Raw genomic sequence first — 24,098 nt, forward strand, 5'->3', positions numbered from 1 at the left:
CAATGGCGGTGCTGGGTCCCCCCTGCACAGCCATTGCTAGTTTCTGCCTTTTCCGATAAATGACAAGACCCACCCGACAAATGATGCGCAGCAATCAGACTCGAACCTTCTCGAATAGAATGCACGATGACCGGTAGCGCCAACAACCCCAGCATAAGCTTTACCTAAAGCTCCAGCTCAATCAGCGCTTCCGAGCTTTGCACCCTGCGGTTGTTCCATTCCACTGTCACATTCCAGCAGGCTTCGTTGCGGATCGACACGATGAGGGTAGCTTCTCTTTCTTCCAGATGGATATCGAATTCCGCCTCGCCGATCACCAGCCGCTCCATTGAACAGCGTTTGCCCTTCCAGGCCGAGGGAAGCTGCGGCTTCACCACAAGCTCCTTGCGGGCGGCAGCCGGGTTGATCCCGAAGAAATGGCGCACGACCGGAACCGCCACCGCATAGATCGTCCACGCCTGAACCACGCAGCCATAGTCCGGCGACATCTCGGAGAGGGAACCGGGCAGCACATAAGAGAAGCTCCTGAACATTCTCTCCAGCAAATCCAGCGCCGCATCCGGATTGCCGTTTGCCGCCTCCGCAACAGCATGAACCCCTGTCGAAATTGTCATCGTGCCCTGCTGATAGATGCCGGACAAATAAGTACCGTATTCACCGATAAACGTGTCATTGCGCATATGTTCAAGCGCCAGCTGCGCTTTGGCCGGATCGGCGATCCCGGTCTCCATCGGCGTGACAATAACCCAGTTCTTGTTCAGCAGCCAGCCGCGGTCCTCCGCCTCATCTTCCACATCGTCAAGCAGCCCTGTCAAGTATTCGCGATAGCCGGTAATTCCTTGCTCTTGGGCAAGCGCTGTCATGTAATCGAGCTTCGGCTCAATCTCCTTTTTGGGCGCAACCGCATCGGCAAACAGTTCTTCCGATTCCATCCAGAACCGCTCGTTTATGGCGGCCGCGCTTCTCTTCGCCAGGAGGCTATAGCGGTGATGACCTTCATCATCCTGCAGCCAGCGGCTCATCTCCGTCATGGCCTGCAGCGCTTTGGCCGTATAGACTGCGCTGTCGATCAGCTCCATGTTGAGCCCGGCTATTTCAATGATTCCATAGCCGGATGGGAATAAATCGCCGTCGGGGTCCATTTCACCGAGCAGCCAGTCTATGCCTTTTACGCAATAATCATAATGCCTGCGCAGCAGCGCCTCATCTCCGGTCCAAAGAAATAATTCCCATACGAACGCGATATAGTGTGCGGTCTCCTGCGTATTTCCGGGATTGGACACGGCGCCCATGGTCGTGGCCTCATGGATGAAGCGCCCATTGCCGTTCACTTCTTCGGACTTGCGCAGCAGCAAATCCAGCGTTTCCTTGGCGAGTTGGTGATCGCCGATCGCCAGCACACCCTGAAGGGAATAAGTATTGTCGCAGCCAAACCACCATGGATAAGTCGGTCCTCCTGCCGTAAGTCCGCGTCCGATGCCGTCCACCTGCTGAATGAGCCATTGATTATTCCATTTGACCCAGGTGAAGATATCGTTGAACACAGCTTCTCCTTCTATCGTAAGCTGAGCCCGCCTGGCCACGTTGTCATAAGCGCTTTGCTTATCGCGGAGCATGCGTTCATGATCATGCTCCAGGCTGCGGTAGGTCTCCTGGCAGGATTCGGCAGAGGCATAGGAGCCGGCGACAAACAAATGAAACTCGAACTCTCCCTCCGCAGGGATGATGATCTCCGCGCTGAACTTGATGCCGCAGCCATTGCCGGCTGTAAACTCCGGACCGTAAAGATCCGGCCGGCATTCCATCCCGTCACCCGGCAGGTCCGTACCGATCATCGCATACCAATCGTGGCTGCTGTCCTTCACCAGCACCTCCCGGCTGCCGAGCTGCACTGCTTCATCCTGAACGCCGTCATGGATACCGATTTCATCGGAGAACCACACCGGCCGCAGATCGGTGCGCGCCAGCAGCTCCAGCTTCAGCCGGAGCTCTCCTTGTCTTGTATGATGAAGCTTGTATCCGGCAACCATGCCTTTCGCAAGCTCCGGCGCAAATTGGGTACGTTTGATATTCAGCGGAATATGGCTCAGACCGTGGCCATAGTCAAATGTGCTGCCCCAGGATTCATTCGTGAAGGCATCCGCTCTGGACCACACGGAGATGCCCCTGTCCATATCCGTCACTTTGAGCCAGAAGCCGTCCAGCAGCTTGATGGGATGAAGCCATACCCCGCCCATTTCATTGGCGACATGATGCCCGAAATCAGGAAAATAGCCATCCTGCGTCCCGCAGATTTTCACATATTCGCCTGCATTATAATAGAGATTGAATGGATGCTTGCTCGTTGTATTGATCATAATGATGCCTCCTTAAGCAGCATTATCTAACCCTTCACGGCAGAAGAGATAGAGATGCCTTCTATGAAATATTTCTGTGCCACGAAGAATACAACGAGCGCCGGCAGCATAATGAGAATCGTCGCGGCCATCAGCATATTCCACTCGATGTTGTACATGCCCTTGAACATGGACAGTCCGAGCGCCAGCGTATATTTATCATTGGAATTCAAATAAATGAGCGGACCCTGAAAATCATTCCACACGCCCATAAAGGTAAAGATCGCTACCGCGATGAGCGGCGGCTTGGAGAGCGGAATCATGATTCTGGTGAAAATCTGCCATCTTTTGGCTCCATCCACGAAAGCGGACTCGTCCAGCTCCCGCGGAATTCCGCGCATAAACTGCCGGATCAGGAAGATGTTGAACGCTCCGCCTCCGAAGAAAGCCGGCAGAATAAGCGGCAGGAACGAATCCGAGAATCCCGCCTCCTTGAACATGAGAAAAGTAGGGATCATCGTCACCTGGCTTGGCAGCATCATGGTCGCAAGCAGAACGAGGAACAGCGTGCGTTTCCCTCTGAAATTAAAGCGGGCAAAGCCATACGCGCTGACCGCCGCCGACAGGACGGTTCCGATCATGACCGGCACGAGGATAATCAGCGTATTGCGGAGAAACAAAAAAAACGGGATGGCCGTTATCGCATCCGCATAATTGGACCACAGCCATTTTTTCGGAAAGAATTGGGTGCCAAATACTTCGGCCGGCGTCTTCAGCGACGTAGACAATGTCCACAGCATCGGCACCAGCACCACGGCCGATCCGGCAAGGAGCAGAACCAGCGCAAGAAGCCGCAGCGGGTTGAGTTTATTGAGCAGCATGATATAATCCCCTTTCTAGTCTCGTTGATCGTCGCCCTGATAGTGGACCCAGAGGGAGGAACTGCGAATGACCAGCATCGTGAAAACCAGTATAATCAGGAACAAAATCCAGGAGAGCGCCGACGCGTAGCCCATATCGAATTCCTTGAACGCTTTGTTATACAAATACAGATTATAGAACAGCGTCGAGTTGAGCGGACCGCCTTCGGTCATGACGAACGCCTGGGTGAAATATTGAAATCCTCCGATAATCCCCATAATCACATTAAAGAACACCGTAGGCGAGATGAGCGGAAGTGTAATACCGAAGAACCGGCGGAACGGACCTGCGCCATCCAGCTCAGCAGCTTCATACAAATCCTCGGGAACGCCCTGCAGGCCGGACAAATAAATAATGACCGTATTGCCAATGCCCCACAGCCCCATTACAATCAATGCGCCCAGCGCATAGCTTGGATCCTGCAGCCAGGCTGGACCCTGTATCCCAAACCAGGCCAATGCCTGATTCAATATTCCATACTCCGGATTGAAAATCATAACCCACATCATGGAGATTGCGACTGCAGGAATGACGGACGGCATGAAGAAGACAAGCCGGAACACCTTCATCCCCCGCGAACGCATATTCAGCAGCACCGCAACCAGAATGGACATGATCTGAAAAAGCGGCACGGAAACCAAGGCGAAAATAAAGGTAACCTTCAAAGATTGGTAGAACAAATCGTCATGAAATATAGCTTTAAAGTTATCCCAGCCGACGAACTGGATCGATTCCACACCGGTAATGACATCCCACTTACTGAAAGAAAGCACCAGCGAGAAGATCATCGGACCAAGCGTGAAAATCACAAGCCCGAGCAGCCACGGGAGAATAAACAGATATCCTGTGCGTTCAGATTTGGCGTTATTCATAATGACCTCCTTGATAAAAGAAGGTGAAGCGCGAACAACGCTTCACCCTTCGCCTATTTTATTTTGAACACGAATTTATTTAATTTTGGCATCCACATTTTTGGCTGCTTCATCCAAAGCGGCCTTCATATCCTGGCGGCCCAGCAGCACTTTTTCGAGCGCCTGCGTGAATTCATCCTTGAACAGCGGACCGTTGCCTGAGCGCATGGTCACCGGTTTCTGGGCGTAATCCATCATCTCAATGACTGCCTTGTCGGCTTGCTCCGCCGATTTGACCGCTTCCAATTCCGTAACCGTCGCCGGCAGCACCAGACCGTCTTTGGAACGCAGCTTCTGGGCATCCGTGCCGGACAGCCATTTCACAAGCTCGTAAGCTTCCTGCTTGTGTTTGCTTTTGGAATTGACCGCCCAGCCTGCGGCAGCGATAATGCCGGCGCGTGTTCCGTCTGCACCGGTAGGGATAAGCGCTGATCCATATTCCACATCTGACTTGTCGAGATCGGATTTGACCCAGCGGCCGGTAATCATCATGGCCAGCTTGCCGGTCATGAACATCGAGGAGTCTCCGCCCAGCGTTTGTGTATCCTGAGGCGTCGGCGATACGCGGTTCTCGCCTTTGGAGAGCGCAACGTATTTCTCCATCGCGGTAACCGTTTTCTCGCCATTCATAAAGCCTTCGGCTTTTGAACCGTCTTCATTGGCAATATCCGTGCCGTTCGCCCACAAATACGTGTAGATCGGATATTCCCATGTGCCTGCATTAAATCCGAACTGCGTGAATTTGCCGTTCTCCTGCTTGGTCAGCTTTTGGGCAGCCTGGGTCATGTCATCCCAGGTCCAGTCCGCACTCGGATATTCGATTTTAGCATCGTCAAACAGCTTTTTGTTGTACCACAAGGCTAGCGGATTGAAATCCTTGGGCAGATAATACAGCTTGCCGTCCAATTTCTCCATGTCGATCAGGCTCTTCTGGAAAATGTTGATATCGAATGCATCATCCTTGGCGATATAATCGTCCAGAGGCTCAATTACCCCTTTGTCCACAAAAGAACGGAAATCCCCTTCTCCGACCAGAAATACGTCAGGCGCGGTGCCGCCGGCAAGCGATGCAGTCAGCTTCGTGCCATAGCCGTCACCGGGTACCGGCTCGAATTTGACTTCAATATTGGGATGCGCCGCATTGAATTCGTCAGCCAGCGTCTGCTCGTTGGCGCCGCTGTTTACATCTCCCCAGAGGGTGAAGGTCAGCTTCACTTTCTCGACGCTGCTCCCGGAGCCCTCTCCGTTTCCGGCATTGGAGCTGTTTCCGCCCGAAGAGCAGGCAGAAAGCAGCAGGGTTAAAATCAGGACGGAAACCAGACTCAATAATCCTTTTTTCTTCATAATGAATAACATCCCCTTAAAATATAGTATATATAGCTCGGAAAGCTAAAGCCTCTCCACGATTCAAGCGGCTCTCCCTTTCCGGTATTACCTGAAGGTTCCCATTTACAGGATGTTCAACTGATATCCGGTTTCATTCGCCATGACCCGAACCTGTGGAACACCGCTTCCCGCTTCACGCATAATCAGCAGGTGAAGATGACCATCGCCGATATGAAGGCGTTTGATCTCAAGCACATTCATGCCTGCCAGGAGCGCGGGCTTCAGCGTAATCCGCTTCTCCAGCGCATCCGGCACAATTCCCAGCAGAGCCTGAACAAATGCCAGCGATGTGCCGGCTGCCCACGCCTGGGGCGAACAGGCGACCGGATAGGGAACGGGCTGCCCCAGCGATTCGCCATACCCGCAGAACAGCTCAGGCAGACGGGCATACTCGAATGATTGTGATGCCTTGAGCAGCCCTTCCATTACGGTGAGCGCTTCGCTCTGAAAACCATTGCAGCTCATGCCGATTATACTGAGCGAGTTGTCATGCGGCCATATGCTGCCGTCATGATAGCTCATCGGGTTGTAGCCCGAAGCGTCTGTGCTCATCGTGCGGATGCCGTATCCGCTGAACATATCGCCGGCTACCAGACGCCCGGCAACCGCCCGCGCCCGTTCAGGCGAAGCAATGCCGCTCATCAGGATATGGCCTGCGTTGGAGGTAACGGAATGCACCTGACGCTTGGCGCCGTCAAGAGCAATGGCGTAGAACTGCTCATCCTCCATCCAGAACTGCTGCTCGAACCTCTCCTTGAGCCGGGCCGCTTCGTCTTCAAGCCGGTCAGCGCGCTCAGCGCTTCCGAAGCTGCGGAACAGCGGGGCAAGTCTTGTTTTCGCCTGGTAGACGTAGCCCTGGACTTCAACCAGAGCAATGGGGGCCTTCGCATATTCACCGTCGGCATGGACGATAGAGTCCGCAGAATCCTTCCAGCCTTGGTTGGCGATGCCCTTGGACGATTTCTGGACATATTCGACGAAGAGATCGCCGTCCTCATCGCCATAGCGGTCGATCCATTCCAGTGCGGCATCCACATTCGGCATCAGCTGCCGGATCAATGCGGCATCTCCCGTCCAATGGAAGTACTCGGCAGCCAGCAGCAGGAATAACGGCGTAGCGTCAATCGTGCCATAGTAAGGCGTAAAAGGTACCTGATTCGTCCCCGCCAGCTCGCCATAGCGGATTTCATGCATGATTTTCCCTGGCTGTTCGTCCCGCCACTCATCCACCTTCGTTCCCTGATAAGAAGCCATCGTCAGCAGCGTTCCTTTGGCGATTTGCGGATTCAGCGGAAGCATCTGCAGCGCTGCAATCAGGCTGTCGCGTCCGAACGGCACCGCGAACAGCGGAAGACCGGCGACGGGAAACGGCCCGTGTCCGAGATCGGTCAGCAGCACCCGCAAATCCTGCAAACTGCGGTCAATGAGATTGTTAAATGCCGGCAGGTCGCTGTGGATGGAGGTGGAGCTGGCGTTCCAATCCCCGTAGGACGCATTCAGCTTCGCAAGAGCTTCCGGCGCTTCGTGCAGCCTGGGCTCCGCTCCATCGATTACAGGCATGACGACAAAAGAGATTTCAGTCGATTCCGCATGGGATAATCCGATCCGGAAATAAACGGTCCCGTCGGCGTCCACCACATTCTCGGGACCTTTCCAGCGGATTCGGGTTTCCCTGTTTACGCGGTCCGCCCCCATGTACGAAATCGTGCGTTCTCCCGGACCGGAATGACGGCCGGTAACCGTTCCAAGCTCCCCATACTGAAAACCCCGTATAACGAACATATCTGCAAAATCCGCATCCATCCGAACAGAAAATTCAAAATCGATTGGTTTTGGATAATAACTGGTAATCCGAAACGTTTCGTAGAGAATTCCGGCGTAAATAAAGCGCTCTCTTACGATTTCTACCGATTCGCGCCATAAAATCAGTTCTCCATCCTGCTCCATATGCGGATTCGTCAGCCGGATAACAGCGACGAAGTTTTCATCGGCCGATGAGGAAAGAAGGATTGGTTTTTGCCCATTGACAAAAATGTCCAGATGGCTCAAAAAGCGCGTATCCGATGTGTACAGGCCGTTTCCGCTCTCTGGCGAAATATTTCCGAGCTTGTCGGTAATCAGAAATAAATTGTTCTCTTTGATAACACGGTAATCCAATTTAAAACCTCATTTCTCTTGTTGTCATGATGCCATTATAATTCCGAAACGTTTCGGATTTGAGCCAAAAAAATATCTCCTTTCGACGGAGACCTTTCCGAAACGATTCGGATCGACTATACTTAGTATTATAAATTGCCTTGTAAGCATTTACAACAGTTTTTTAAAGTTCATTTCACAATCTGCGATCTACCCGCCTAATATATTTTTGCCGAAGGAGAATCCTATATTGGTTACCATTAAAGATATCGCTAGAGCCGCTCAAGTTTCCATTACCACCGTTTCGCGCGCGTTAAACGGTTACAGTGACGTAAACGAGGAAACACGCAAGAAAATTGTGGCGGTAGCCGACCGGCTTGGCTACAGCCCCAACATAGCGGCGCGTTCGCTTATTTCCAAGAAATCAAAAACGATCGGGCTGCTGCTCTCCAATGTGACCAGAGACAGCTCCAAGGACAACATCGCTTTCGAGGTGCTCTGCGGCATGAACGACCGCGCCGGGGAACTGGATTACGATCTGGTGCTGTTCAGCACAACGCCGCAGAAGCAGAAAACCAAATCCTATAAGAAGCTTTGTAATGAAAGAGGCGTCGATGGCGTCATTATCATGGGCATCCGCCTCGACGATCCTTATCTCGAGGAAATCGTATCCTCGGAAATTCCATGCGTTCTCATTGACATTCCGCTGCAGGGCCCCAATGTGGGCTACGTAACTTCCGATAATGTGAAGGGCGCCTGCACGGCTATGCTCCATTTGCTGGAGAATGGCCACCGCCATATCGGGATGATTAATGGGCATACACAGGCAGACGTCAGCCGACACCGGCTGAGAGGGTATATCGATGCGCTTGCAAGCTACGGCATCCCGTACAACGAATCTTACGTGATGGACGGTTCCTTCTCCGAGGCTGCCGCCAAAGAAGCGATGTACCGCATGCATTCGCTCTATCCGAAGCTGACGGCGGTATTTTGCGCAAGCGATCTGATGGCCCTTGGAGCGATACAAGCCGTCAAAGGCTTGGGACGGAGCGTGCCGGAGCATATCTCTATCGTCGGATTCGACAACATCGACATAGCGGCATACCATACGCCCGCCATTACAACCGTCAATCAGCATAAATACGAGACCGGCTATCAAGCCGCCCAGCTGCTGGTTGATCTGCTGGAGGGACGCAATGTCAACCGCTATATTGTGCTTAATACGGAGCTCGTGAAGCGCGATAGCGTGCGGACTATTCTTTGAGGGTACGTGAAAAATACTGGCTGTTCAGGCGGTTAACCACCGGCCTGTTAGAGTCCCCGCCCGCCACGTAAACCGTCTTCCTTTGCCCTATATGACAAAGAAGCTGTCTTTGAGTTGGAACAACCTCAAGAAACAGCTTCTTTGTTAGCGTTAATTCCTCAGCCTGATCCCAGACAAAGGGGCGATCTACCCTGTTTATCAACAAGTCCGGCAGCCTGAACGGCCGCAAGTCGTTCTTTATTCGTCGAAGCCGATGGATTCACTAAGATGGCGCCACTTGGCGTCAGCCTCGAGCCGGGCCTGCCCGACGGTTTCCGCTAAGGCGACGGCGTCGCTTCCGAGCAGCAGACGCAGCGGCGGCTCATCGAGCTCCGTGATGCCGATGATAACCTTCGCAGCCTTGACGGGATCGCCCGGTGCTTGTCCGCCGTGTCCGGTGAACATCCGCACCAATGCGCCGACGGTCTGATCGTACGGCTCGCTGATCGGCGGAATGGTCATGGAAGACCCTGCCCAGTCGGTGCGCAGCCCGCCTGGCTCGATAATGGTTACCTTGATTCCGAACGGGGCGATTTCCTGAGCCAGAACCTCGGAGAAGCCCTCCACGGCCCATTTTGCACTCTGGTATGCCGCCAAGCCGACAGTCCCGATACGTCCGCCGATGGAAGAAATCTGGATGATATGGCCGAAACCCTGCTCCCGCAAAATCGGCACAGCCGCCTTGGTAACGTAGACGACCCCGTAGAAGTTCGTATCAATCTGAGCTCGAATATCGCTAAGGGTGACGTCTTCGATGGAAGCCACATCGCCGTAGCCCGCATTATTAACGACAACATCCAGCCGGCCAAACACGGCGGCAGCTTCCTTCACCACAGCTTGTACCGCCTCCGGATCCGTGACGTCGAGCGCAAGCGGGTGGATCTGCCCGCCGTAACGGTCAACCAGCTCGGCCAGCTGCTCGGGGTTGCGGGCAGTCGCAATCAGTCTGTCACCTTTCTTCAATATCTCTTCAGCCAATCTGCGGCCCAAACCACGGGAGCTTCCAGTTACCAGCCATACTTTTTGTTCAGACATGGGTTCATTCTCCTCTTCTTTATCTTCTTCCTATACCTTGCAGCAAATAAATGTAATATTAAATGAACGTACACTTATAATAGAAAAAAATCGACAACGAATTCGGAACGCTCCCTATAAATTAAACTCCTCTTCAGCAGCACCACCTTTCCTAATTGAATAATGAACGTTCACTTAAATAGATATATGATCCTATCCAGATCCATCTAGACGAAACGTTCATATCCCTCTGATTCCGATCATCGTCATTTAATCTCATGGCTTCGTTCCATGTCACCTATAATAAAAGATCATTCATTTAATGTCAATGGTAAAATAAAATATGCCTGTTTAAGGACGTTTCACGTCGGCTCGTCCCCCGAACCATCCTGCCCAGCAGATCCGTAATCGATCGACTTGCGGTACGCGGTGGGGCTTTTCCCGTACAAGGCGGAGAACTGCTTCGTGAAGTAGAAGGAGTCTGCAAAACCGACATCCTCCGCTACCCGGGCGATGGACAACGCCGTCCGCTCAAGCAGTCGGGCCGCGTAGTTCAGCCTCATTTTCAGCAGCGTCTCGATCACCGAATCCCCTGTTTCCTGCTTGAACAGATGGGCGAACCGGGAAGGCGACAGGGCCACCCGCTCGGCAAGGGACGCGATGGTGTGCTGCTCCCTGAATTGCTCGCTCAGGTAATCCAGTATCTGTCCAATGCGCGAATCCATGAGCCCGCCCTCGAACTGCCGGGTATAACGGCCAAGCAGCAAAATGACTTCTTCGAGCGCATTATTCGCGAGTCTCTGCTGCAGCACATCCCCATTCACGCTATCTCTCACAACGCGCCGGAAGGCGGTCAGCAATCGTTCCCGGACGTTGGACTGCTCGATATGCAGCACGAACAGCTCCCCTTTCTTATTGGGAAACTGCAGCAGATCTATCCACCCCGGCTCCGGGAGAAAATGGGCCCAGACAAATTTCCACACTTCACCCTCGCGGGTTTCATAATCATGCCGGTCTCCCGGTCTGATCAGCACTACATCGCCTGCGGCGCATGGGTGGCGCTCATCATCGAACCCGAAGCTTCCCGCTCCCCCGTAAGTAAAGGTCAGCAGCCAATCCCGCGTCCCTTGCGGGCGTCTTATCCGATAGCCGACAGGCTGCTCAAAGTCGCCCGCAAGTATGATTCGGGAGTTAAGCGAATAGGAGCCCGCAGCAGGATCAACCAGATTGTCAGCCATTCTATATATTCCTCCATCATTATTGTCAACTTATAATAAGGATACATGAATTCAATGAATCCGTAAAATCAGGAGGGTTTTCCATGACGACAGCAAAGCTTGGAAACGTATTGAATGCCGATCAGAAGAAGCAGTTTGATCAAGAGGGATTTTTGCTGCTATCGGGATTGTTTGCCGGGGAAGCGGCCATGCTGCGCGAGCATTATATGAAGCTGCGGACAGAGGCGCCGCCCCAATTCTATAAGGCGGCAAGCGCGGAGGAAGCAGCCGGAGACATTCTCAAGCAGTATCCGCGGATCATGCATCCCCACCGCTTTGACGAGCTGTCCAAATCGTATATGCTGCATCCGAAATTAATGAATATACTGGCCGATCTGTTCGGAACAGATCCCTTGGCCGCCCAATCGATGCTGTATTTCAAGCCTCCAGGAGCCAAAGGCCAGGCTCTGCACCAGGATAACTTCTACCTGCTTGTTGAACCGGGCACCTGCATTGCGGCCTGGATTGCTCTTGACGATGCGGATCAGGATAACGGCGGCATGCTTGTCGTGCCCAAGTCCAATCAACTGGAAATCCAGTGCCCGCATGAAGCGGATCCCGCTCTTTCGTTTACCCGCCATGAAGTGGATGTACCCGAGGGCTACAGCCCCGTACAGACAAATATGAAAGCCGGCGATGTCCTGTTCTTCAACGGCAGCATTATTCACGGCTCCTACCCGAATGTATCGAAGGACCGGTTCCGCAGAGCGCTCATCTGCCATTATGCCAGTGTTGAAGACACGAAGATCAGCGCAGGCTACAAGCCGTTGTTCCGCTTTGACGGCAGCGAATTCGAGATCGAAAGCAATGAAGGCGGCGGACCCTGCGGCTCCGAGTTTGATGCCGCCGGCATCCATTAATATGGACAGCGGCCCCTCCAGGCCAGATTGCTGCACAATCACAACAACCCCTGAACGGACTGACCGTTCAGGGGTTGTTTGCTCGCGTTCCGCACCGGCGCAGCTCCAGGAGCAGGAACCGCCGCTGCGGGGCGATGGTCATGTACCATTACAGGTATCCGCGCGGTATTCTTTAATGCGCCGCTGCGGGACGCTCCTGGGCTTTATCCGCCTCACTGGCATTGCGGTTGGCCGCTTCACGGTTCTCCATCATCTCTTCGACGGTCTTCGTCTTCAGGCGGGCCGCTCCCTTGTAGCCCTCGCGGGTAGGGATAAGATTACCCGAAGCAAGGCGCGCCTTCGCTTCTTCAACAGCCTGCCCGTATTGCGGCAGCCACTGCGCTTGCGCTACGAGCATTTCATCGGCCATCTGCCAAATTTCCTTCGGATTGCATACCGCGCCTACAAGCGGGTCCATCATCATCGCCTGACGGAGCAGCTTGTCGTCGCCATGAACCGCCGCTTCCACAGCGAGACGCTGAACGGAAATGCTCACATTGCACACGGCCGCGCAGCCCAGCGGTAAAGCGCCCACATGCGGGATGTTGATGCCATTGCGGTCCACATAACCCGGCGCTTCAATAATTGCATCGTCCGGAAGGTTGGAGATGACGCCGTTATTCACCACGTTAAAGTGACCGCGGTAGACGCGACCGGTCTCCAGCCCTTCAATAATGTACGAGCCGTGCTCCTCGCTGCGCTTGTCGGCTGCATAGACGAACGGGTCCTCTTTCATCCAGTTCGGGAATTCCGTCTCGAACCAGTTCCGGCCTTCCGTACAAACACGCAGATAACCGCCGGTCTCCCCGTTGATCCACGAGCCCAGATCAATCCAGTCCATAATTTCATCCGAACGCTTGCGGTACCAGGGCACATACTCGCTGAGATGGCCGTTGGATTCCGTGGAATAATAGCCGAACCGCCGCAGCATATCGATCCTCACCTTCTCGGTCTTGGAGAATTCGGGATGATTCTCGAACGCTTCCAGCAGCTTGCCCGTCATATCCTCGCCGTTATGCTTGACACTGATATACCAGGTTTGATGATTGATGCCCGCGCAGATGATATCGACATCCTTCTTCTCGAGGCCCAGCGCCTGGGCAATCTGCCGGTGGCCGCCCTGAACGCCATGGCAGAGGCCGATCGTGCGCACGCCGCCATATTGATTGCAGGCCCAGGTCAGCATCGCCATCGGATTCGCATAGTTCAGCAGCAGCACATTGGGGTCGGCAACCTCGCGGATATCCTTGCAAATATTCAGCATCTCCGCGATTCCCCGCTGGCCGTACATGATTCCGCCGGCGCACAGCGTATCACCGACGCATTGATCCACCCCGTACCGGAGCGGAATATCCACATCATGCTGGAACGCTTCAAGACCGCCAATCCGGACAACCGTAAACACATAGCGGGCATCCTTGAGCGCCTCTCTGCGATCGGGAGTCGCATGAATCTTGATGGTCAAGCCATTCTCATCAATGTCCCGCTGGCACAGCCTGGTCACCATATCCAGGTTATGCGGATTGATGTCCGTAAAAGCAACCTCCATTTGGTTGAATTCCGGAACTGCCAGCAAATCCCTAAGCAATCCGCGTGTGAAACCGATACTGCCCGCACCGATAAAAGCAACTTTAAAAGACATGGAAAAAAACCTCCCTCATCGTTTCCGGACCCGCCGGTTGGTCAAAACCGCAAGAAGCCCATAAGCTCTTGCGCTTCTTGCGGTTTGCTTCATAACCTTTTGACCCCATTGTAGCAGGACGCCAAGGAAGGCGTTTTCAATTTTGCAACGGGTTCGGCTAGCGGATGTCAACTATTGCAACCTGATTATGGAATCCATGCACCGTCTCCCGGGATTTCCGGTAGGCTGCCGGGGATAGTCCCGTATGCTTCTTGAACATGGCGCTGAAATACTGCCTGCTGTTTAGCCCTATATAATCGGCGATTTCGATAATCGGAACATCCGTCCTTGCGAGCAGCATCTTCGCTTTCTCAATCCTCAGCTCTGACAAATATTCCGTAATGGTCATGCTCATGCTCGCCTTGAAAATCCGCTGCAGGTAGACCGGATGCAGATTAACCGCGGCAGCGATGTCCCTGGTTTGAATATCGGCGTCGTAATGCTGATGGATATAATCCGCCGCCTTGCGGACATAACGGTCGATCTGGCGGACGGAATTCCCCTTCCGATCCTCTGCGGCAAGCCGCGCAACCCGAATCAGCAGCTGCGAAATGAGCAAATTGGCCATCATTGTATGTTCCCCGCTGCCGGTATCCAGCTCGGTAACGAGATTTTTGAGCGTATGATAGACATCGCTCGGATCGCGGAGAACAAGATATGGCTCCCTGCGGTCCAGCAGCTGCCGCAGCGCAGGGCTGCCGGCTGCAAGCTGGCCCAGTGACGGATAGCTGCCCCCGCACTCGGCAAAAACAAACTCCACATTAAGCATCCGGCAGGGATTTCCGTCCACACTCAGCCGATGCTCCACGCCGCTGTCCAGCATAATCAGGTCGCCTTTGCGCATCGCAATCGTCTGATCTCTGGCCACAACCGTACAGGTGCCGCTGATGACATACATAATCTCAATGGTTTGATGCGCGTGAAAGCCCATATGGAAGTCAATCCACTGCTTATAGTAGTAAGCAAGAATTTGCGGCCGGTATTCCTCCAGCGCCCATTTGGGATTGAATAAGCTGTACATATTCTCCATTCATGCCCTCCTCACGATTAAGAAGAAACGGCTTGGCCGTCCTTTGGCGGCATCGCTAGTTTCTTCCCTCAAATCTTATAGAAATGGATACATATGAAATTTATACATTCTATAAGATCAAAAAGGCGGCCCGCCCAAGGCGCCAAACCCAGGGAAGCACCGCCTGTATTATAAAGCTTTTTTCTCATCGGTACGCACGGTTACCCGCTTGCCGGCATTCGTAAGCCGGTCAACCACCTTCTGCAGCGATAATCGCGCCGTATGATCCCAGATCTTGGCCGCGCTCAGGTCAATATGCACTTCCTCGGCCGCACAGCCATGCTCGATCCGATTGTCAAGCTCGGCTGCGGAAGCAAAGAACAGCTGTCCTTCCACCCGGTACGTGCGCTTGCTGCCCTCCCATTCGCTGTGCACATGCACGCGGGAGGCCCGGACCGCAAACCAGATAAAGCTGATCAGAACCCCCACCAGCACCCCGACCGCCAAGTCATGAGTCGCCACAACGGAGGCCACCGTTGCCAGCATGACAACCGTTTCACTGGCCGGTACGGCGCGCGGCTTGAACACCGACCGCCAATCGAAGATCGCCGCACAAACCATCAGCATGATTCCAACCAGCGCAGCCATGGGAACAAGCGCGAGCAAGTCGCCTGCGATGACCACCAACAGAAAGAGAAACAGTGCGGCAACCAACGTCGACAGCCGGTTGCGCCCGCCCATCTTCACATTGAGTACAGATTCGGCTACCAGCGCACAGCCTGCCATTCCCCCGAAGAAGCCGGCGACAAAATTGGCAATGCCCTGACCTCGCATTTCCTTGTTCTTGTCTGTCCGCTCCTCCGTCATCTCGTCCAGCAAATTATGCGTCAGCAGCGTTTCCGTGAACCCGACGACAGCAAGGGACAGGGAATAGGGCAGGATAATCATCAAGGTCTCCCAGTTGAACGGTATATCCGGGATCAGGAAGGAAGGCAGAGAGGCATCGATGACGGCAATATCGCCGATACGTGAAACATCGCCCATCCCGAATGCCCATACGGCCAAAGTCAGCACGGCTACGGCTATGAGCGGCGATGGAATGTCTTTGAAAAAACGCGGAAGCACATAAATGATAGCAAGCGTTGCAGCCACGAGCGCATACATCGTCCACGCTGCGCCCTGGAAATACCGCAGCTGCGACATAAAAATCAGAATCGCCAGCGCGTTGACGAAGCCCGTCAGCACTCCGTGGGGGACAAAATTCATCAGCTTGCCAAGCTTGAAGGCCCCCATCAAATATTGAATGATGCCGGTAAGAATCGTAGCGGCGAATAAATAGGCAATACCATGCTCCTTCACGAGCGTCAGCATCAGCACGGCCATGGAGCCGGCGGCCGCCGAGATCATCCCCGGCCTTCCTCCCAGGAAGGTCGTAACGAGCAGTATACAGATGGAGGCGTAAATACCGACCGTAGGCGGCACTCCAGCCATCAGGGAAAAGGCCAGTGAATCCGGGACAAGCGCAAGCGTGGCGGTCATTCCCGCGAGCACGTTTACTTTAACATTGGTTGTCCATTGCTTATGCCATACAGCATTCAAAATCATTCACCTCTAGTAGGAATCGTTAGGCTAGCCGAAGTAGAGCAAGACTACTCGGCTAGCATAACGTGAACCCTTCATCAGGTCAATGAAAAATGTGCCCGTTCTACCTAGAACCCTTTATATTGAGGCTCTTCATTTTCCAACTGCTGCACGCGGCTTTCCAGCTGCTGAAGGACCTGCTGCGTCGTTTCTGCGGCATTGGTGTAGATGGTTTTGGCGTCCTGGTTTTCTGTGCTCAGCGCGAATTGCTCAAGACTGGCTTGAGCGCTTTTTAGCGAAGCGACACAGGTTTTTACATCGGATGATACGGTCATCTTTTTCACCTCCGTATGGCTAGTCATTTTTTACCCTGAGTATTCTACCCCATATGAATAGGTTTATTCCCACCGGAATTCAGCTTTTAATTAATGGCATTAATGAATTAAGGAGGAGGGCATAGGGGACTATTTAACAAAGAAACATTTGCCATGAAAGACGACAGATCTTATAAAGGAGCGGGAATATGCCGGAATGGTTGCTGGTCGCGTTAAGGACCTTATTAGCGGTTGTTGTGCTTTTTGTGATGACGAAATTGCTCGGGAAGAGACAGGTTTCCCAGCTCTCCTTATTCGAATATATAACGGGAATTACCATCGGCAGCTTGGCCGCCTATATATCGCTGGATGTCGATACCAAATGGTTTCTCGGAATCGTCTCGCTGTCCGTCTGGGTGGGCGTATCGCTTGGCATTGAACTTTTGCAGCTTAAGAGCAAGGCTGTCAGGGACTTTATCGATACGAAGGGAACCATCCTTATAAAGGATGGCAAAGTCCTGGAGAAGAATCTGAAGAAAGAAAGGCTCACAACGGACGAATTGATGGAGCAGCTGCGCAGAAAAAATGTGTTCCTGGCTTCTGACGTTGAATTCGCCATTATGGAGCCGAGCGGCGATATCAATGTGCTGCTCACCCGGGATAATCAGCCGCTTACAGCCAAGCACATCGGATTGAAGATCAATCCCGAGCAGGAGCCCCAGGCTGTCATTATGGACGGTAAAATCATGGATGAGCCGCTCGCCACGATCGGGCTCAACCGGCAGTGGTTGAATACGGAGCTTGAGGCGATTGGCGTTACGCCTGAAAATGTGTTCCTCGGTCAGGTTGACGCCGATAAGCAGCTTTACGTCGACCTGTTCGACGATGCGCTTGTCGTTCCGAAGCCGAGCAAGAAAGCCGCCCTCTTTGCGCTGCTCAAAAAATGCGAAGCGGATATCGAAATGTTCAGTCTCTCCACACAGGATCCGCAGGCGAAAAATATGTTCGAGGACTGCTCCTATGCTCTCCAGAACACGATTGCCGAGCTCAAGCCTTTCTTGACCCGGTGACATCCTTTTCGCCTGACCCGGCATTGGAAGCTCTCTGTATAAGATGCAAGCCAAGGCTTAACAATAAAGGAGGACATCACCCCATGGTTAAAGAGAAATTGAAAGATGCCACGCCCGTTCAGCGGGATTACCAGGAGCTTGCCTCGCAGCTGGAGCCCAAGAGACCTGTGGTCCTTAACAGCCTGCGCGCTTTTCTGGTAGGAGGGGCCATCTGCATCCTTGGCCAGTTCATACAGGACATGTTCGTCCGCTGGACCGATTTCGACAAGGAGGAGGCCGCCAATCCCACGGTTGCTATTCTGATTCTGATTTCAGTGATTCTTACCAGCTTCGGTGTGTACGATAAAATCGCCCAATGGGCCGGGGCGGGCTCAGCCGTGCCGGTCACCGGCTTCGCCAATTCCATGGCGTCAGCCGCAATCGAGCACCGCAGCGAAGGACTGGTGCTGGGGGTCGGCGGGAATATGTTTAAAGTCGCGGGAGCTGTCATCGTCTTCGGCACCGTGGCAGCTTTTGTGGTGGGCGTGCTGACATGGATAATCGAAGGCTCGGGAGGGGGATCCTGATATGTTGAAAGGACATCAAAGCTGGGTATTTGAGAATCGGCCGGTCATCCGGGGAACCGCTACGGTAGTCGGTCCCTTCGAGGGGCAGGGTCCGCTCGCCAATGACTTTGATATCATCCACGGCGACCTGATGCTGAAGGAAAAGAGCTGGGAGAAGGCCGAGAAGGTTCTGATTGAGGAAGCCTCCAAGCTTGCCATTGAGAATGCGGGACTCTCGAAGGAAGATATTCAGTTCTATATCGGCGGGGACTTGATGAATCAAATCATCAGCAGCAGCTTTGCCGCACGTACGATGGAAATTCCGTATCTTGGCGTGTTCGGCGCCTGTTCAACGTCTATGGAGAGCCTCGCGCTCGCCGCTACGCTTGTTAATGGAGGCTCGGCCCATCATGTCCTGGCCGCGACCGGAAGCCATAATGCCAGCGTAGAGAAGCAGTTCCGCTATCCCACGGAATACGGCTCGCAGAAACCGCCTACCGCGCAATTTACGGTTACGGGCTCAGGCGCTGCCGTTGTCTCCAGATATGGCACCGGACCCGTGGTCACGTCGGCAACGATCGGGCGGGTCATTGATATGGGAATTACAGATCCCTTCAATATGGGCGCGGCAATGGCGCCAGCCGCTGTAGATACGATTGAAGCTCACTTCCGGGACTTGCAAATCGAGCCGGATTACTATGACCTTATCGTTACCGGTGATTTGGCCAAGGTTGGCCATAATATCGCCACCAAATTATTCGAGAAGCATAACTTCCCCATCCATCAGACCGTCTTCGGCGACTGCGGCATGATGATTTACAATTATGAAACCCAGTCTGTTCAGGCCGGTGCGAGCGGATGCGGCTGCTCAGCTACTGTAACGTATGGACACTTGCTCAAACGGATACGCGAGGGGGACCTGAAACGGCTGCTTGTCGTTGCGACAGGCGCCTTGTTATCGCCGCTGTCTTTTCAACAGGGTGAGAGCATTCCAAGCATTGCCCATGCAGTCTCTATTGAAGCCCAGTAAGAGGAAATCGAAGGCTCCGTCCTTCTGACGGCTGACAGCAGGCTTCTTCCCACAAAATTCGAGAAAAGGTTAGTACTAGGTACCAACCTTTCTCTATATTTAAAATATATAATAAATTTAAGCAAGCTATCCCGGGATAGAGCATATATATTAGACATGCCTATCCCCGGGAGTTGATAAAGTGCCGTCCTTCGCACAATGCTTGGCCATTATTGTTGGAAGTCTGCTGATCGCAGCCGGAATTGATTTCTACCTGGTCCCCTACCACATTATGGACGGCGGCTTTATCGGGGTCGGACTCATCTTCCACTATCTTTTCGGGTTCAAAATAGGGAATGTCATCATACTATGCAGCATCCCCGTATTTCTGGTCTCCTGGTATAATGAGCGCGAATTTCCGCTCGGCAGCCTGCTTGGCATGCTGATGTCTTCCTTTCTGACAGACCTGTTCGAGCCCTACCACTATCAAATTCCCCTGCCGCCGATCAGCAGCGCTATTATTGGAGGCGGATTCGTAGGATCGGGGCTTGGCATCATGCTGCGCCATAAGGTCAGCACAGGGGGCACGGATCTGTTGGCGCATCTGGTAGCCAAGGACACCTCCATCAATGTCGGCCTGTTGATCTTCGCGGTGGATATTGTCGTGATTGGACTTGGAGGCATGCTCATTACCGCGACCTCCTTCATCCTATCGGCAATGACGATAACCGCAGGCGCTATTGCCACGATTCTCATCACCAGCACCAGCGGGAGAATGCTGTTTTTGCCGTCGTTGATCAAACGCAAACGAAGATGAGCCGCTTAAAAAGACCCGAGCCTGTAAATCTCTATAAATCTATAAGATTAAAAAACCGCTGAATGCAAAGCCCGGATCGTAAATCCCGGCTTCTGCTTTCAGCGGTTCATACTGCCCTGCTGCTATAACAGCATTCTTATTTCAGGATCAATTCGATCCGCTCAATGACTTCCTCAGTCAGCACAATTCCAACTGCCTGCACATTCTCCACCACTTGATCAGGATTGCTTGCGCCGACAAGTGCGCTTGCCACGTTAGGCTGACGCAAAATCCAGGCCAAGGCCAGCTGGCCGACTTTGATATCCAGCTCTGAGGCAATTTCCGAGAGGGCGCGCACTTTGGCAAGCTTCTCTTCGGTAATTCCTTTGCGGACCCAGTCCAGCTTGGCTGCGCGGCTGTCTGCGGGCACATCCTCAAGCGAGGTATATTTGCCTGTCAGCAGTCCCTGCGCAAGCGGCGAGAACACGATTTGTCCGATGCCATTGCGTTCGCCGAACGGAATGACCTCTTTCTCGATGTAGCGCTCGAACATATTGTAGATCGGCTGATTCACGACGATGCGGTCCAGCAGGTAACGGTCTGCCGTTCCCAATCCTTCAGCCATCTGCGTTGCCGTCCACTCGCTGACACCGACGTATTGAACCTTGCCCTGACGGATCAGGTCGTCTATTGCGCGAAGCGTTTCGTAGAGAGGGGTTTCGGGATCATGGCGGTGGCAGTAGAAAATATCTACATATTCCACGCCCAGACGCTTCAGACTGGCGTTGCACTGCTCGATTACATGCTTGCGGGAAAGGCCGCGGTCATTCGGTCCGTCGCCCATCGGCCAGAATGCTTTGGTTGCCAGCACATAGGATTCACGCGGGAACGACTTGATCGTTTCGCCCAGCAATGTCTCGGCTGCTCCCCGTTCATATACATTAGCCGTATCAAATGAATTGATACCCAGCTCATAAGCCTTCTGAACGGCTTTCACCGCATTCTCACGCTCTACATAACCGCCATATGTCAGCCAGCTGCCAAGGCTGATCTCGCTTACCTTCAATCCGCTGCCACCAAGTTTACGATAATTCATGTAAGGAAAATCCTCCTCTTATTTGGCAAAGCCGAAGCTTTGTCCATTTATTCGATTCTACCTGCGCAAGGTACCTCTTCTATTGTACGCATGCTTCTATCATTTTAAAAGTAGTGAAATATTAATCATTTTATTATATTATCTATATATACTATACTAATAGTTACTATCAATCTTTCATAGAAGGAGTGCGCTTATTCTCATGTCCGTAAACAACTACATTCCGAAAGTACCAGCCTGCATCGATTGCAATATTGAAAAAACGCTTAACGTTATCGGCGGAAAATGGGCTTTTCTCGTCCTTCGCGAGCTGTTCGGCGGCAAGAAACGGTTCGGAGAGCTGCAGCGTCTCATCTCTGCGGTAAGTCCCCGCGCGCTGACCAGTACCCTGCGCCATCTGGAAGAGCAGGGCGTTCTTGAACGCCATGTATTTCCGACCGTCCCCGTCACCGTTGAATATTCCCTTACACCCAAAGGCGTTGATTTGCATCAGATCCTCAAGGAAATGAAGCTCTGGGCGGCCAAGTGGACGTAAGGCCGACGGCCCTCACGCTTCATTCGCCGATACATATAACCGCAGTTTTCAGTTGACCAATTCTATCAGACATCTGTCAGGCTTCAGGTTCATAATTTGCAGACGATCGAATCCAGCAGCCATTCCCTCTGCTCCTGTACCCTTCTCCTTCAGCTTGATCGCCTCCGGTGGAATCGGCGGAGCTGTGCTGCCTTTACTGGTCGGCCGGAGCATGGATTATTTTCAGCCCGCTTTAACGATATGGCTGTTGGCTGGCTGCGCTCTTTGCTGGCCTTGCTTCTGGCTTTGAAGCCGAATAAAAAATAGGCTATCCCCGCGGTTATGCATTCGGTTAGGCAAACTATCCAAATTCAAACAACCCAAGCAGCTGCCTGAGAAGACATCCGCTTGGGTTATGCATACAGTAAATCCCGCTCACCGCTCGATCATTTTCGTCCAGAAGCCGCCTTTGAACTGCCTTGGCTCATGGGAGATCACGAACGCTTTGGGCGCAACCATGCCGATGCTCCGCATGAGCCGCTTCTCGTTGCTGCGTTTGACCAGAACCTGCATGACCAGCCGTTTGCCGTCACGTCCCTCCGCCATCCAGGATGTAACGCCATAGCCAAAGTCGCGGAGCTTGTTCGGCAGGCCGGTTGCGGCGGAATCGGCGATAACTTGTACGACCGAATAGCCCAGTGCCAGATATTCCTCAATCCGGCTGCCCGCATATACGCCGATGCCGAAGCCCAGGCAGTAAGCCGCCATGTTGATGGGATTGGACAGATTCTGGAGTACGAGATTGAGCCCTGCCAAGTAAATAAAAACCTCCGCCATCGCCATCAGAGAAGCTGCGCCTCTTCTCCCTTTGATCACGAGAATCAGGCGCAGCGTAAAAATCGAAACATAGACGACGTTGATCGCTATGATAGAGAGAACAAGCATAAGACCGCTCACGCCGGGTTACCCGCGCGCAGCAATATATTTCGGCCTTGGTGTTTGTCCCGAATACGGCTTCTCCAAGGCATTCTCCACACTGTTATAGACCATGAACACATTGCTTCGCGGCAGAGGCGTGATATTGCTGTTCGAGCCATGCATAATATTGCAATCGAACAGCACGATGGAGCCTATACCGCCAACAATCGTTTCGATTCCGCCTTCTTCCACAAGCCGGGCCAGACTGCCGTCATCGGGCACGCCGTATTCCTGGCGGCGGAGCGACTGCTTGAAATGATCGTCCGGTGTCTGCCCGACACAGGAAACGAATTTCTTATGCGAGCCGGGCACCACCATCAAGGGGCCGTTAAAATGAAAATTATCCTCCAGGGCAATGGAGCAGCTGAGCGCGCGCATGGAAGGCATCCCGTCCTCCACATGCCAGGTTTCAAAATCAGAATGCCAGTAAAATTCCTTGCCGGTAAAACCCGGCTTGAAGTTGATCCGGGACTGATGGATATAGGTTTGCGAGCCGAGAAGCTCGTTGATGATTGCGGTCAGACGTTTATTGGCCGAGAGCTCCTTGAAGCGTTCATTATGCTCATGGACCGCGAAGATGGAGCGTACCTCCGTCCCGCCCGGCTCGCGAATGACATGCTCGGCTTCACGCTGCCCGTAATGCTGCTGGAGCTTCTTCAGCTCGGAGCGCCAACCGGCGACCTCCTCACCGGAGAAGAACTGATCCAGAAACAGATAGCCGTTCCTGTCGTAGAACCGAAACTGCTCTTGGGTCAATGGGCTGCCTGACTTCCAGGTGCTGTAGACGACAGGGTCCGCGCGCTCCACGATAGCAGGCTTGTCGGAAATCCGGGACGGATAATTATCTTCTCTAGTCTCCTTGGAATTTGCCAGATTTATGCTCATTAGCGGTTCGCCTCCAATTCAGCCTCTTCAATCAGCGGATAAACGCCGTCCTTGTCATGCACCTCGCTGCCGGTTAGCGGAGGGTTGAACACGCATATCGTCCGCACCTGCGTTTTTGCCCGCAAATAATGCTTCTCATGACCGTCCAGCGCATACAGCATGCCCGGACGGATGAGGAACTTCTCGCCGGTGGCGACGATTTCAATCTCTCCTTCTCCTTCGATGCAATAAACAGCCTCCACATGATTTTTGTACCAGATGGTCGTTTCCGTTCCGGCTTTGATAATCGTATCATTCAGGGAAAAACCCATGCCGTCCTTGCGGAGCAGCAGCCTGCGGGCGTTCCAGGTTTCGGTATCGATATCATACTTGGAGTTCACAATGTCCTCTAAATGCTTGACAATCATATTTATCGCTCTCCTCTCGAATTTGCCTGC

The 24,098-nt window shown here is 53.1% G+C and carries 23 protein-coding genes; 7 read left to right on the top strand and 16 right to left on the bottom strand.

The annotated features are described in order from the left end of the window. Positions 1-164: 164 nt before the first annotated feature. The 5 genes from AC0YOA_RS20405 to AC0YOA_RS20425 form a co-directional block, all read right to left on the bottom strand. On the bottom strand, positions 165-2,357 hold the full coding sequence (locus AC0YOA_RS20405; protein WP_475788155.1) for an alpha-L-rhamnosidase-related protein: 2,193 nt from the start codon (positions 2,355-2,357) through the stop codon (positions 165-167). A gap of 26 nt (positions 2,358-2,383) precedes the next feature. Continuing rightward, entirely contained in the window at positions 2,384-3,217 is an 834-nt protein-coding gene (locus tag AC0YOA_RS20410) for a carbohydrate ABC transporter permease (RefSeq protein ID WP_475788156.1), read from the bottom strand. A gap of 15 nt (positions 3,218-3,232) precedes the next feature. Beyond that, the gene (locus tag AC0YOA_RS20415) at positions 3,233-4,129 is read right to left on the bottom strand and encodes a carbohydrate ABC transporter permease (protein ID WP_475788157.1); all 897 of its coding nucleotides are present in this window, start codon (positions 4,127-4,129) and stop codon (positions 3,233-3,235) included. Between the two features lie 75 nt (positions 4,130-4,204). After that, positions 4,205-5,512: an ABC transporter substrate-binding protein gene (locus AC0YOA_RS20420; protein ID WP_475788158.1), complete on the bottom strand. Its 1,308-nt coding sequence runs from the start codon at positions 5,510-5,512 to the stop codon at positions 4,205-4,207. Between the two features lie 105 nt (positions 5,513-5,617). Beyond that, entirely contained in the window at positions 5,618-7,711 is a 2,094-nt protein-coding gene (locus AC0YOA_RS20425; RefSeq protein ID WP_475788159.1) for an amylo-alpha-1,6-glucosidase, read from the bottom strand. A gap of 229 nt (positions 7,712-7,940) precedes the next feature. Between AC0YOA_RS20425 and AC0YOA_RS20430 the strand changes: the two genes are divergently transcribed. Further along, positions 7,941-8,954: a LacI family DNA-binding transcriptional regulator gene (locus AC0YOA_RS20430; protein WP_475788160.1), complete on the top strand. Its 1,014-nt coding sequence runs from the start codon at positions 7,941-7,943 to the stop codon at positions 8,952-8,954. Positions 8,955-9,191: 237 nt separating this feature from the next. On the opposite strand, the gene AC0YOA_RS20435 is transcribed toward AC0YOA_RS20430, so the two are convergent. Both AC0YOA_RS20435 and AC0YOA_RS20440 read right to left on the bottom strand, forming a co-directional pair. Continuing rightward, complete coding sequence (locus AC0YOA_RS20435; protein WP_475788161.1) at positions 9,192-10,028, bottom strand: oxidoreductase; 837 nt, start codon at positions 10,026-10,028, stop codon at positions 9,192-9,194. 341 nt (positions 10,029-10,369) lie between these two features. Beyond that, positions 10,370-11,245: a helix-turn-helix domain-containing protein gene (locus AC0YOA_RS20440; protein ID WP_475788162.1), complete on the bottom strand. Its 876-nt coding sequence runs from the start codon at positions 11,243-11,245 to the stop codon at positions 10,370-10,372. A gap of 83 nt (positions 11,246-11,328) precedes the next feature. Here AC0YOA_RS20440 and AC0YOA_RS20445 point away from each other — a divergent pair, with 83 nt between their 5' ends. Then, on the top strand, positions 11,329-12,144 hold the full coding sequence (locus tag AC0YOA_RS20445) for a phytanoyl-CoA dioxygenase family protein (protein WP_210038854.1): 816 nt from the start codon (positions 11,329-11,331) through the stop codon (positions 12,142-12,144). A gap of 172 nt (positions 12,145-12,316) precedes the next feature. Here AC0YOA_RS20445 and melA read toward each other — a convergent pair whose 3' ends face one another. From melA to AC0YOA_RS20465, 4 genes are all read right to left on the bottom strand, one after another. After that, a complete protein-coding gene (melA, locus tag AC0YOA_RS20450; RefSeq protein WP_475788163.1) occupies positions 12,317-13,825 on the bottom strand; it encodes an alpha-galactosidase in 1,509 nt (502 codons plus the stop codon). A gap of 157 nt (positions 13,826-13,982) precedes the next feature. Next, positions 13,983-14,894 (bottom strand): helix-turn-helix domain-containing protein, encoded by a 912-nt coding sequence (locus AC0YOA_RS20455; RefSeq protein ID WP_475788164.1) that lies wholly within the window; start codon positions 14,892-14,894, stop codon positions 13,983-13,985. Positions 14,895-15,062: 168 nt separating this feature from the next. Continuing rightward, positions 15,063-16,472, bottom strand: a complete 1,410-nt coding sequence (locus AC0YOA_RS20460; protein ID WP_475788165.1) for a SulP family inorganic anion transporter — start codon at positions 16,470-16,472, stop codon at positions 15,063-15,065. A gap of 110 nt (positions 16,473-16,582) precedes the next feature. Beyond that, positions 16,583-16,789: a DUF1657 domain-containing protein gene (locus tag AC0YOA_RS20465; protein ID WP_210038850.1), complete on the bottom strand. Its 207-nt coding sequence runs from the start codon at positions 16,787-16,789 to the stop codon at positions 16,583-16,585. 188 nt (positions 16,790-16,977) lie between these two features. On the opposite strand from AC0YOA_RS20465, the gene AC0YOA_RS20470 reads away from it, so the two are divergent. The 4 genes from AC0YOA_RS20470 to AC0YOA_RS20485 all read left to right on the top strand — a co-directional run bounded on the left by AC0YOA_RS20470 (position 16,978) and on the right by AC0YOA_RS20485 (position 20,209). Then, on the top strand, positions 16,978-17,838 hold the full coding sequence (locus AC0YOA_RS20470; RefSeq protein ID WP_475788166.1) for a DUF421 domain-containing protein: 861 nt from the start codon (positions 16,978-16,980) through the stop codon (positions 17,836-17,838). Between the two features lie 83 nt (positions 17,839-17,921). After that, a complete protein-coding gene (spoVAC, locus tag AC0YOA_RS20475) occupies positions 17,922-18,404 on the top strand; it encodes a stage V sporulation protein AC (RefSeq protein ID WP_475788167.1) in 483 nt (160 codons plus the stop codon). Between the two features lies 1 nt (position 18,405). Continuing rightward, positions 18,406-19,413: a stage V sporulation protein AD gene (gene spoVAD / locus AC0YOA_RS20480; protein WP_475788168.1), complete on the top strand. Its 1,008-nt coding sequence runs from the start codon at positions 18,406-18,408 to the stop codon at positions 19,411-19,413. A gap of 181 nt (positions 19,414-19,594) precedes the next feature. Beyond that, positions 19,595-20,209 (top strand): YitT family protein, encoded by a 615-nt coding sequence (locus AC0YOA_RS20485; protein WP_210038846.1) that lies wholly within the window; start codon positions 19,595-19,597, stop codon positions 20,207-20,209. Positions 20,210-20,345: 136 nt separating this feature from the next. Here the strand turns inward: AC0YOA_RS20485 and AC0YOA_RS20490 are convergent, their stop codons facing one another. Beyond that, entirely contained in the window at positions 20,346-21,284 is a 939-nt protein-coding gene (locus AC0YOA_RS20490; protein ID WP_475788169.1) for an aldo/keto reductase family protein, read from the bottom strand. 202 nt (positions 21,285-21,486) lie between these two features. On the opposite strand from AC0YOA_RS20490, the gene AC0YOA_RS20495 reads away from it, so the two are divergent. Further along, positions 21,487-21,819 (top strand): winged helix-turn-helix transcriptional regulator, encoded by a 333-nt coding sequence (locus tag AC0YOA_RS20495; RefSeq protein ID WP_188994965.1) that lies wholly within the window; start codon positions 21,487-21,489, stop codon positions 21,817-21,819. 48 nt (positions 21,820-21,867) lie between these two features. Here AC0YOA_RS20495 and AC0YOA_RS20500 read toward each other — a convergent pair whose 3' ends face one another. The 4 genes from AC0YOA_RS20500 to AC0YOA_RS20515 all read right to left on the bottom strand — a co-directional run bounded on the left by AC0YOA_RS20500 (position 21,868) and on the right by AC0YOA_RS20515 (position 24,068). After that, complete coding sequence (locus tag AC0YOA_RS20500) at positions 21,868-22,032, bottom strand: hypothetical protein (protein ID WP_475788170.1); 165 nt, start codon at positions 22,030-22,032, stop codon at positions 21,868-21,870. A 201-nt stretch (positions 22,033-22,233) separates the two neighbouring features. Beyond that, positions 22,234-22,743, bottom strand: coding sequence for a DUF2179 domain-containing protein (locus AC0YOA_RS20505; protein WP_379113550.1), 510 nt, complete (start codon positions 22,741-22,743; stop codon positions 22,234-22,236). Positions 22,744-22,761: 18 nt separating this feature from the next. Next, positions 22,762-23,661 (bottom strand): ectoine hydroxylase, encoded by a 900-nt coding sequence (gene thpD, locus AC0YOA_RS20510; RefSeq protein ID WP_475788171.1) that lies wholly within the window; start codon positions 23,659-23,661, stop codon positions 22,762-22,764. Beyond that, positions 23,661-24,068: an ectoine synthase gene (locus AC0YOA_RS20515; protein WP_475788172.1), complete on the bottom strand. Its 408-nt coding sequence runs from the start codon at positions 24,066-24,068 to the stop codon at positions 23,661-23,663. Before AC0YOA_RS20515 ends, thpD begins: the two co-directional genes overlap by 1 nt. Positions 24,069-24,098 lie beyond the last annotated feature (30 nt).

The sequence above is a fragment of the Paenibacillus sp. JT22N12 genome (genome assembly GCF_056269365.1).

Excerpts from the sequence above, each read along its gene's own strand:
- AC0YOA_RS20405 (WP_475788155.1), bottom strand. The coding sequence starts at position 2,357 with ATGATCAATACAACGAGCAAGCATCCATTCAATCTCTATTATAATGCA.
- AC0YOA_RS20410 (WP_475788156.1), bottom strand. The coding sequence starts at position 3,217 with ATGCTGCTCAATAAACTCAACCCGCTGCGGCTTCTTGCGCTGGTTCTG.
- AC0YOA_RS20415 (WP_475788157.1), bottom strand. The coding sequence starts at position 4,129 with ATGAATAACGCCAAATCTGAACGCACAGGATATCTGTTTATTCTCCCG.
- AC0YOA_RS20420 (WP_475788158.1), bottom strand. The coding sequence starts at position 5,512 with ATGAAGAAAAAAGGATTATTGAGTCTGGTTTCCGTCCTGATTTTAACC.
- AC0YOA_RS20435 (WP_475788161.1), bottom strand. The coding sequence starts at position 10,028 with ATGTCTGAACAAAAAGTATGGCTGGTAACTGGAAGCTCCCGTGGTTTG.
- AC0YOA_RS20440 (WP_475788162.1), bottom strand. The coding sequence starts at position 11,245 with ATGGCTGACAATCTGGTTGATCCTGCTGCGGGCTCCTATTCGCTTAAC.
- AC0YOA_RS20445 (WP_210038854.1), top strand. The coding sequence starts at position 11,329 with ATGACGACAGCAAAGCTTGGAAACGTATTGAATGCCGATCAGAAGAAG.
- melA (WP_475788163.1), bottom strand. The coding sequence starts at position 13,825 with ATGTCTTTTAAAGTTGCTTTTATCGGTGCGGGCAGTATCGGTTTCACA.
- AC0YOA_RS20455 (WP_475788164.1), bottom strand. The coding sequence starts at position 14,894 with ATGGAGAATATGTACAGCTTATTCAATCCCAAATGGGCGCTGGAGGAA.
- AC0YOA_RS20465 (WP_210038850.1), bottom strand. The coding sequence starts at position 16,789 with ATGACCGTATCATCCGATGTAAAAACCTGTGTCGCTTCGCTAAAAAGC.
- AC0YOA_RS20470 (WP_475788166.1), top strand. The coding sequence starts at position 16,978 with ATGCCGGAATGGTTGCTGGTCGCGTTAAGGACCTTATTAGCGGTTGTT.
- spoVAC (WP_475788167.1), top strand. The coding sequence starts at position 17,922 with ATGGTTAAAGAGAAATTGAAAGATGCCACGCCCGTTCAGCGGGATTAC.
- spoVAD (WP_475788168.1), top strand. The coding sequence starts at position 18,406 with ATGTTGAAAGGACATCAAAGCTGGGTATTTGAGAATCGGCCGGTCATC.
- AC0YOA_RS20490 (WP_475788169.1), bottom strand. The coding sequence starts at position 21,284 with ATGAATTATCGTAAACTTGGTGGCAGCGGATTGAAGGTAAGCGAGATC.
- AC0YOA_RS20495 (WP_188994965.1), top strand. The coding sequence starts at position 21,487 with ATGTCCGTAAACAACTACATTCCGAAAGTACCAGCCTGCATCGATTGC.
- AC0YOA_RS20500 (WP_475788170.1), bottom strand. The coding sequence starts at position 22,032 with ATGCTCCGGCCGACCAGTAAAGGCAGCACAGCTCCGCCGATTCCACCG.
- AC0YOA_RS20505 (WP_379113550.1), bottom strand. The coding sequence starts at position 22,743 with ATGCTTGTTCTCTCTATCATAGCGATCAACGTCGTCTATGTTTCGATT.
- thpD (WP_475788171.1), bottom strand. The coding sequence starts at position 23,661 with ATGAGCATAAATCTGGCAAATTCCAAGGAGACTAGAGAAGATAATTAT.
- AC0YOA_RS20515 (WP_475788172.1), bottom strand. The coding sequence starts at position 24,068 with ATGATTGTCAAGCATTTAGAGGACATTGTGAACTCCAAGTATGATATC.